Below are 9,065 nucleotides of genomic sequence, written 5' to 3' on the forward strand. Positions count from 1 at the left end.
CGAGGCCCCCGAGCGCGACTGGGACGCACCGCCGGCCAGCCCCGACGGCACGCGCGAGGAGACCGTCGCCTTCCTGCGTGCCTCCTGGTTCATGCTGGAAGCCATGGGTCTGGCCTCGCTGGCGCCCGAACGGCTGCAACAGGCCGTCGAGCACAGCACCGTGTTCGGCAGCGGCGCCGAGCTCGAACCCTTCGTCTAGGATAGTGGCGACCGCCCCACGGTCAGCCTGCCGGAGACCATCATCAGCACCGAACGCCGCCAATTCGCCCGTGTCGCCTTCGCATCGGGAGCCGAGCTGATCACCACCCAGGAGCACCTCGGCTGCCAGGTGCTGGATATCTCGCTCAAGGGCGTGCTGCTGCAGTTGCCCGCGGGGCTGACGCCGCAGGTCGGCATGCCCTGCCTCGTCAAGCTGCCCCTGGCTAGCGGCGCACCGGACGACCCGATCATCGCAATGGCCGGCGAACTCGCCCACGTCGAGGGCAGCCACGTCGGCGTGCAGTGCCGCAGCATCGACCTCGAATCCATCACCCATCTGCGCCGCCTCATCGAAGTCAACCTCGGCGACCCGGATGCCTCGAACCGCGAGCTCAAGGCGCTGATTGCCGCGGCCCGTCACGGCTGACCGGCTTCGTCGAGGCGACCAGAACCGGCTTGGCGCCGCGTATTGCTGATTTCGTCGCATCCCTCCCCGAGGGGATGGCAGCCCGCCGAGAATGCCGCGATGGAGGAGCCCAGCCCGCTGCAAGCCTTTCGCCGCGTCTGCAATCTGCGCATGCTGGCAGGGGTCTATTACTTCTGCCTGCTCTATGCGATCTCACGCACGCTGACCTGGTACGGCGAAAGCGACGGCGGCCTGCCTGCCGCCTTGTTCGACCTGGTCCGCTTCAGCCGCCAGTGCCTGCTGACCGGCCTGACGCTGCTGCTCACGGTGGCGCTGGCCGAGGCACTGCTGGCGGGACGGCGCTGGAAGCTGCCCGCCGCACTGGCGGTGCAGGCTGGCGCCGTCGCACTGGGCGCGGCGCTCGGCACCTTCCTGCGCTACCAGGTGGCGACCATGGACAACCCCGGAGTGAGGCTCAAGGCCTACTGGGTGGTGTCCACCATCGCGCTGTGGGCCTTGCTCGGCGGCATGGCCTATGCACTGCTGCTCGTCAGCCGCGCCCAGCGCGCGGGCCGTGAGGAGCTGACCCGCCTGTTCCGCGAACGCGAAGCGCTCAAGACCCAGCAGACCGAAGCCCAGCTGTCGGCGCTGAACGCGCAGATCGAGCCGCACTTCCTGTTCAACACGCTGGCCAACGTCAAGCGCCTGTACGAAACCCAGCCCGGTCGCGGCCGCGACATGCTGGTGGCTCTGATCGCCTACCTCCGCGCCGCGCTGCCCGGCATGCGTCGCCACGAATCCTCGCTGGCCGACGAGCTGGAGCTGGTGCGCCATTACCTCGCCATCCTGCAAATGCGCATGGGTGAGCGCCTCTCGTTCGACATCGCCGCGCCGCCCGAGCTGCTGGACGCACGCCTGCCCACGCTGGTGCTGCCGACGCTGGTGGAGAACGCCATCAAACATGGGCTGTCGCCGCTGCCCGAGGGCGGTCGCATCGAGATTCGCGCCGGACACACGGCGGATGGCGGCCTCACCGTCGAGGTCGCTGACAACGGCCAGGGCTTCGGCACCGCCAGCGGGGGCGCCGGCGTGGGCCTGGCCAACACGCGGGCGAGGCTGGCAGCCCGCTTCGGCGACGCGGCCGCGCTGGAGCTGGAGGCCGCCCAGCCCCGAGGCGTCGTCGCCCGCGTGCGCCTGCCTGCCGAGGCCCTGGCATGAATCACCTCCACGCCCAGCCCGGAGCCGCCGAACGCGGACCAACCCGGTCGGACCCTCGCGAGGACGGCACCTCCCCCGGTGAGCGGGCTTGGGAGCGGCCCGGCGCTCGGCCCGGAAACCGCGCGGGATCCCTCCTGGCGGGTTGGATTCGACATGTGCTGCAGTCCTGGCGCTCCCTCCAGACGCGTGAGGTCCTGATCTTCGTCGGCGCGGCGCTGCTGTTCGGCGCCATCGACCTGACCTCGCTGCTGGAGCTGAACGTCGGCGACCAGTTGCCACAGGTCCTGGCCCGCCACCTGAGCCTGCCGCTGGTCAGTTGCGCCGTGCAGCTGCTGTGCTGGCTACCCGCCACGCGCAGCAGCCCCGTCCACCCACGGCGACGCTTGCGCCTCGTGACGGCCACGCTGGTCGGATCGGCCCTGTCCATGGCCGTCATCTACCCGCTGGCCGCCGCACTGCCCTGGCCGTCGCTGTGCGACATCTACGCGCAGACGCACGGCAAGCCCCGCTGCACGATGTTCCGCCCGACAGCCATCATCGGAGACACGCTGTGGATTTTCATGCCGGCGCTGATGATCGTCGGCATGCTGGAGTTCCGCACCCTGCGTCGCCGCCAGGACCAGGCCGCCCAGGACCTGCTGCGCGAGCACAGTCAGCTGCGCCGCCACGCCCTGGCCGCGCGCCTGGCCACACTGCAGGCCCAGGTGGATCCGGCCCTGCTGTTCGATGCCCTGGTCGCCGTCGAGCAGGCCTACGGCCGCCAGGACCCCGGCGCCAGCGCGCGGCTGGAGCGACTGATCCGCCATCTGCGCGTGGCGCTGCCCCGGCTGCGCGACGCAGGTGCCACGCTGGGTGGCGAAGCCGAGCTGATCGCCAGCTACCTCGACCTGCTGCGCGACCTCGGGGGCACGCCGCCCGCCTTCGACTGCGATCTCGGCACGCACGGTGCCACGCCGCTGCCGCCCATGCTGCTGCTGCCGCTGGTGCAGCGCGCTGTGCGACTGGGCCGGCCGCAGCGCTGCTGGCTCAGAGTCGACGGCCGAATCACGCTGGGCTTCGACCAGGAAGGCCTGTGCAGCGACGACAACGACCTTGCCTCGCTGCACGAACGCCTCGCCGTGCTGGACGCGAAGCTGCAGTGCCACAGCGGTGCGGGCCGCACCGAATTCATCCTGGAACTTCCGTCATGAGCCTGATTGCCCCGACCGCGGTGGTCGCCGAAGATGAAGCCGCCCTGCGCGGCGAACTCGTCGAGCAGCTCGGCAGGCTCTGGCCTGAGCTCAGCATCGTTGGCGAGGCCGCCGATGGCCTTGAGGCGCTGCGCCTGCTGGACCAGCACCAGCCTGACATCCTCTTCCTCGACATCGAGATGCCGGGCGCCACCGGCATCGACGTGGCCCGCCAGGTGGGCGGTCGGGCTCACGTCGTCTTCGTGACCGCCTACGACCAGTACGCCATCGACGCCTTCGACCAGGGCGCGGTGGACTATCTGCTCAAGCCGCTGGCGGGCGCTCGCCTGTTCACGGCCATCTCGCGATTGAAGGCGCGGCTGGGGCAGGCCCCGGCCCCGATCGGTGGCCTGCTGGACCAGCTCGCCAACCGCCCCGCGGCCGCCGCGCCCTCGGCGGCGCGCGCGCCGCTGCGCTGGATCAACGCCTCGGTGGGCCAGACGCTGCGCCTCATCACCGTCGACGAGGTCATGTTCTTCCAGAGCGACAACAAGTACACCCGGCTGGCGCTGAAGGATGGCGAGGCCCTGATCCGAAAGCCGCTGAAGGAGCTCATCGACGAGCTCGACGCGCAGCAGTTCTGGCAGATCCACAGATCCACGCTGGTCAACGTGAACGCCATCGCCAGCGTGAGCCGGGACTTCCGCGGGCGCATGCAGATCAAGCTCAAGCACGGCAGCGAGATGCTGCTGGTTGCGGAGAGCTGCTCGCACTTGTTCCGCCAGATGTAGCCCAGTTGCTGGACACTGGGCCATGCCCAGCGTCCAGCAACTGCGCGGAGCCAGCCGCCTCGCCATCGCCGCCACGGCCGGCGTCGCCGACCTCGTCGAGGCCCTGCATGCCGAGATTGCACGGCTGCCGCTGACGGCATCGCGCACGAGGACGCGCGGTATCACCGGCCTCGTCTATGGCAGCGTGCGCGGCGTGACCCGGCTGGTGGGCGGCGGGCTGGACACGGCGCTGGGCGCACTCGCTCCGATGCTCGGCCAAGCCCGGCCCGAACGGGCCAGCGCCGCGCTCGCGGCCCTGAACGGCGTGCTGGGCGACTACCTCGAGGAGACCGGCAATCCACTGGCCACAGCCATGAGCCTGCACCCGCTGGTGGAGGGCGCCAACGGGCCGCCCCTCGTGCTGCTGCACGGCCTGTGCATGAACGAGGCGCAGTGGCGCCGCAACGCCGACGCGCGGGACACCGACTTCCCCGCCGCCCTTGCGGCCCTGGGCTACCAGCCACTGGGCCTGCGCTACAACAGCGGCCGCGCGATCTGGCGCAACGGCGCCGAGCTGGCTGCGCTGCTGGACGACGTGCCCGGCCCGCTGACGCTGCTGGGCCACAGCATGGGCGGCCTGGTCGCACGCAGCGCCATCGCCCAGGTCGGCCGACGGCGCTGGCGTCGGCGGCTGTGCAACCTCGTCACCCTGGGCACGCCTCACCAGGGCGCGCCACTGGAGCGCGGCGGCCAGCAGCTGCAGTTGCTGCTGGGCCTCAGCGCCTACTCGCGCCCGCTGGCCGGGCTGGCCGCAAGGCGCAGCGCCGGCATCCGCGACCTGCGCCACGCCAGCCTGCTCGAAGCCGATGCGGGCAGAGCCAGCGTGCTGCCGCTGCCAACAGGCGTGGCCTGCTACGCCGTCGCCGCCACCACCGTCCGCCAGCCCCGGGGCTCGCCCGCGCGCTGGCTGGGGGACGGCCTCGTGCCCGTGGCCAGTGCGCTGGGCCAGCACCGCTCGCCCGCCCGTCGCCTGGACTTCACGGACACCGCCCTGTTCACGGGTCTGGGCCACCTCGCGCTGCAGACCGACGCCGCCGTGCTGGCCAGGCTGCAGCAATGGCTGGGCGCGCCGCCGGCCTGAAGCCTCGATGACCCGAGAGGTCATGTCGCCGGATTGACGCGGGGCTCACACTCTGCCCGGGAGAATCCGCCGAAAACCAGGAGACACGCCATGCCAGCCAGTCACTACCGCATCTGCCCGCTGTGCGAAGCCTGCTGCGGCCTCGAGGTGAAGACCGAGGGCACTCAGGTCGTCAGCATCCGCGGGGCCGTGAACGACGTCTTCAGCCATGGCTATCTCTGTCCCAAGGGCGTGAGCCTGAAGGACCTACACGAAGACCCTGACCGCCTGCGCATGCCGCTGATCAAGCGCGATGGCGTCTTCGTCGAGGCCAGCTGGGACGAAGCCTTCGCCGAGATCGAGAAGCGGCTGCTGCCCATCCGCCGCCAGCATGGCGCCGACGCGGTGGCACTGACCACCGGCAACCCGTCCGCGCACAAGGTGAGCCTGCTGGCCTACATCCCGCGCCTGGTGCGCGCCCTCGGCACGAGCAATTTCTTCAGCGCCTCCACGCTGGATCAGATGCCCAAGCAGCTCAGCGCGGGCCTGATGTTCGGGCACTGGCTCAGCATCCCGCTGCCCGACATCGAGCGCTGCGACTACCTGCTGATCCTGGGCGGCAATCCCATGGTGTCCAACGGGAGCCTGTGGACCGTGCCCGACTACCGCGGCAAGGCCAAGGCCCTGCGTGCCCGCGGGGGGCGCATCGTCGTCGTCGACCCGCGCCGCAGCGAGACCGCCGCAGCGGCCGACGAGCACCTGGCCATTCGTCCCGGCGGCGACGCGCTGCTGCTGGCCGGCATCGCGCACACGCTGTTCGACGAGGACCTCGTCAAGCTGGGCCGGCTGGCCGAACACGTCAACGGCCTGGAGGAAGCCCGCGCCGCCCTGAGGCCCTTCGCCCCCGAGTTCACAGCCCCCGGCTGCGGCATCCCGGCCGCGACGCAGCGCCGCCTCGCACGCGAGCTGGCCGCCGCGCCACGCGCTGCCGTCTACGGTCGCATCGGCACCTGCACGACCCGATTCGGCACGGTGAACTCATGGCTGGTCGACCTCATCAACGCGCTGACCGGCAACCTCGACCGCGAAGGTGGCGCGATGTTCGCCAAGGCCGCCGCGTTCGCGCCCAACACCCAGGGTCGGCCCGGCAGCGGCAAAGGCGTGTCCACGGGCCGGCGCCGCAGCCGCGTGTCCGGCGTGCCCGAAGTCTTCGGCGAGCTGCCCATCACCGTCATGGCCGAGGAGATGGAGACGGCGGGCCGAGGTCAGGTCAAGGCCTTGATCACGATCGCCAGCAACCCCGTGCTGTCAGCCCCCGGCGGCCCGCGCATCGCCAACGCGCTGGCGGGGCTGGACTTCATGCTGAGCCTGGACATCTACGTCAACGAGACCAGCCGCCATGCCGACGTCATCCTGCCGGGGCTCTCGCCGCTGGAGGATCTGCACTTCGACGTCGCCTTCCCGCAGCTCAGCCACCGCAACCATGCCCGCTTCTCGGGCCCCGTGTTCGACGCCGCGCCCGACACGCCGCAAGAATGGCAGACCCTGCTGCGCCTGTGCGCCTTGCTCGAGGGCCGGGGCCTGGACGTGGACGTGCAGCAGCTCGACGACGAGGCCATCGAAGCCGACGTGCGCCGCTTCGCCGGCGACCAAACGCCCGCCATCCTGGCCGCGTTGCGCCCGTGGCACGGCCCGGAGCGCCTCATCGACCTGCAGCTGCGCATCGGCCCCTACGGCGACCAGTTCGGCCCCAATCCAGACGGCCTGAACCTTGCCAAGGTCAAGGCCGCCAGCAGCATAGAAGGCGGCGGCGTGGACCTTGGCCCGCTCACCGCCCGCATTCCCGAGGTCCTGCGCACGCCCAGCGGCAAGGTCGAGCTGGCACCGCCATCGGTGCTGGCTGACCTCGCGCAGGTGGCCCCTGAACCGGCGCCCGGGTTCAGCCTCATCGGCCGGCGTGACGTTCGGTCCGGCAACAGCTGGATGCACAACCTGCCGCTGCTCGCCAAGGGGCCGGAGCGCTGCACGCTGCTGGTCCACCCGGAGGACGCCGAACGCCTCGGCCTGACGGAGTTCGCCCAGGTGCGCAGCGCGGTGGGAGAACTGATCGCCCGCGTGGAGCTCAGCGCCGACATGAGTCCGGGCGTGGTCAGCCTGCCGCACGGCTGGGGGCACGACCTGGAGGGCGTCCGGTTGGGCGTCGCGCGCGAACGACCCGGCGTCAACATGAACGCGCTGCTGGACGACGCGGCGCGGGACCCGCTGTCGGGCAATGCGGTCCTGTCGGGCGTGGCCGTCGAAATCTCGCCCGCGTGAACTGACGCCTTCCGTGAAGCTCTGGCAACGACGCGGCAGGGTGTTCACACCGCCGCGCCGGCAGCCTCGACGCAGGCGGGCGCCCACCGGTGACCAGCTGCTGCGCCTCGTCATCACGCTGAAGGACAAACTCGGCCGGGCGGCGACGGCGGCGGCGACTGCACCCATCGGCTCCGCTTGGTTTCCGGCATAGCATGAAGACTCCCCTCCAGGAGCCACCGCATGCGCCGATTCCTGATCGCCTCTTTGCTGGCCGCCAACTGCGTGGCGCAGGCCGACACCTCCTCTGCAGGCCACAGCTACTCGCCCCCCGAGGCCTTCGTGGCCAGCGGCGGAAATGCCGTCCTGAAGTTCACGGCACCCGAGGGCGATGCCACCATCTACTCCATCGACCTCGATTCGGCCAAGGATGCCGCCGACGCCGTCGCCCAGGCCTGGGCGATGGCACAGCCTGGCTTCAAGCGCACGTTGCGTCTGGCCACGCAACGCCCGGCCCGCAACGGCTGGGTGGATCAGCAGGTCTTCGAGTACGAGACCTCGCCCAACGAAAAGCTCTCCATCCAAGCCGTCGCACGCCGCGCCAGTACCGGCGACGGCAAGGCATGGACTGTCCAGTTGCTGCAGGCCTCCGAGGCCACGCTGGAAAAGCGCGGCGCGCCCATCGGCAAGTTCTTCGCGAGCCTGCGACCCAAGGGCTATGCGCGCGAGAGCTTTGCCGGCCGGACGGCCAAGCCGCTGACACCTGAACGCGTGGAGCAGCTCAAGGCCTTCATTGCGGACGGCATGAAGCAGCTCGACGTGCCCGGCGTGGGGTTGAGCTTCATCGATGGCGGCAAGCTCGTCTGGGCCGGCGGCCTGGGCGTGCGCGAGCTGGGCAAGCCCGCGCCGGTGGATGCCGACACCCTCTTCATGGCGGCCAGCAACACGAAGTCCATGACGACTGCCCTGCTCGCCCGCGCCGTGGACGCGGGCAAGCTGCGCTGGGACCAGCCCGCCGCCGAGGCCTACCCGGGCTTCCGCCTGGCCGACCCCGAGGTGACCAAGAGCGTGCAGATTAAGCACCTCGTCTGTGCCTGCACCGGCATGCCGCGCCAGGACATGGAGTGGCTGTTCGCCAGCGGCAAGGCGCCGGCCCGGTCGACCTTTGACCAACTCGCCACCATGAAGCCGACCAGCAAGTTCGGCGAGGTCTTCCAGTACAGCAACCTGATGGTGGGCGCCGGCGGCTATGTCGCCGCGGCCGTGCTCAAGCCCGGCAAGGAGGTCGGCGCGGCGTATGACGAAGCCATGCAGGAGCTGCTGTTCGGCCCGCTGGGCATGAAGAACACGACCTTCGACTACGCCAAGGCCCTGCGCGGCAACCACGCGATGCCGCATGGCGACGCCTTCAACGGCAGCACGCGGCGCGCCAGCATGGAGCTGAACTACACCATCATCCCGGCCCGCCCCGCCGGCGCGGTGTGGACCTCACCCCACGACTTCAGCCGCTGGGTATTGATGGAGCTCAACCAGGGCAAGACACCCGAGGGGCGGCCACTGATCGGCGAGGCCAACTGGGCCGAGCGCTACAAGCCTCAGGTCATGGTCAGCGAGGACATCAACTACGGCATGGGCCTGTTCGTGGACCGGCAGTACGGCATCACCGTCGCCTCGCACGGCGGCGACATGCTGGGCTTTCACTCCAACATGATCTGGCTGCCCGAGTACGGTTCGGGCGTGACCATCCTGACCAACTCCGACGCGGGCGTGTTGCTGCGCGGCCCGCTGCAGCGCAAGCTGCTGGAGGTGCTGTTCGACGGCCGGCCGGAGGCCGATGAGCGGCTGAAGGTGGCCATTGCCAACCGCAAGGCGGAGGCCGACAAGCAGCG

Annotated in this window: 8 protein-coding genes; all 8 read left to right on the forward strand. The window is 70.4% G+C overall.

Annotated elements, in window-relative coordinates:
• Positions 1–199, forward strand: a 199-nt coding sequence (locus tag VGF12_RS09915; protein WP_331175869.1) for a hypothetical protein, incomplete at its 5' end; no start/stop codon positions are given.
• 42 nt (positions 200–241) lie between these two features.
• Positions 242–625 (forward strand): PilZ domain-containing protein, encoded by a 384-nt coding sequence (locus VGF12_RS09920; protein WP_331175876.1) that lies wholly within the window; start codon positions 242–244, stop codon positions 623–625.
• A gap of 99 nt (positions 626–724) precedes the next feature.
• Positions 725–1,822 (forward strand): sensor histidine kinase, encoded by a 1,098-nt coding sequence (locus VGF12_RS09925; RefSeq protein ID WP_331175870.1) that lies wholly within the window; start codon positions 725–727, stop codon positions 1,820–1,822.
• 155 nt (positions 1,823–1,977) lie between these two features.
• Positions 1,978–3,012 carry a histidine kinase gene (locus VGF12_RS09930; protein ID WP_331175871.1) on the forward strand — a complete coding sequence of 345 codons (1,035 nt, stop codon included), beginning with the start codon at positions 1,978–1,980 and terminating at the stop codon, positions 3,010–3,012.
• Entirely contained in the window at positions 3,009–3,782 is a 774-nt protein-coding gene (locus tag VGF12_RS09935) for a LytTR family DNA-binding domain-containing protein (RefSeq protein WP_331175872.1), read from the forward strand. The genes VGF12_RS09930 and VGF12_RS09935 overlap by 4 nt, the downstream gene beginning before the upstream one ends.
• A gap of 22 nt (positions 3,783–3,804) precedes the next feature.
• Positions 3,805–4,902, forward strand: coding sequence for an alpha/beta hydrolase (locus VGF12_RS09940; RefSeq protein ID WP_331175873.1), 1,098 nt, complete (start codon positions 3,805–3,807; stop codon positions 4,900–4,902).
• 90 nt (positions 4,903–4,992) lie between these two features.
• Positions 4,993–7,197, forward strand: a complete 2,205-nt coding sequence (locus VGF12_RS09945; RefSeq protein WP_331175874.1) for a molybdopterin-dependent oxidoreductase — start codon at positions 4,993–4,995, stop codon at positions 7,195–7,197.
• A 222-nt stretch (positions 7,198–7,419) separates the two neighbouring features.
• Positions 7,420–9,065, forward strand: a 1,646-nt coding sequence (locus VGF12_RS09950; RefSeq protein ID WP_331175875.1) for a serine hydrolase domain-containing protein, incomplete at its 3' end; no start/stop codon positions are given.

The sequence above is a fragment of the Roseateles sp. genome (genome assembly GCF_036404855.1).
Taxonomy (GTDB): domain Bacteria; phylum Pseudomonadota; class Gammaproteobacteria; order Burkholderiales; family Burkholderiaceae_C; genus Pelomonas.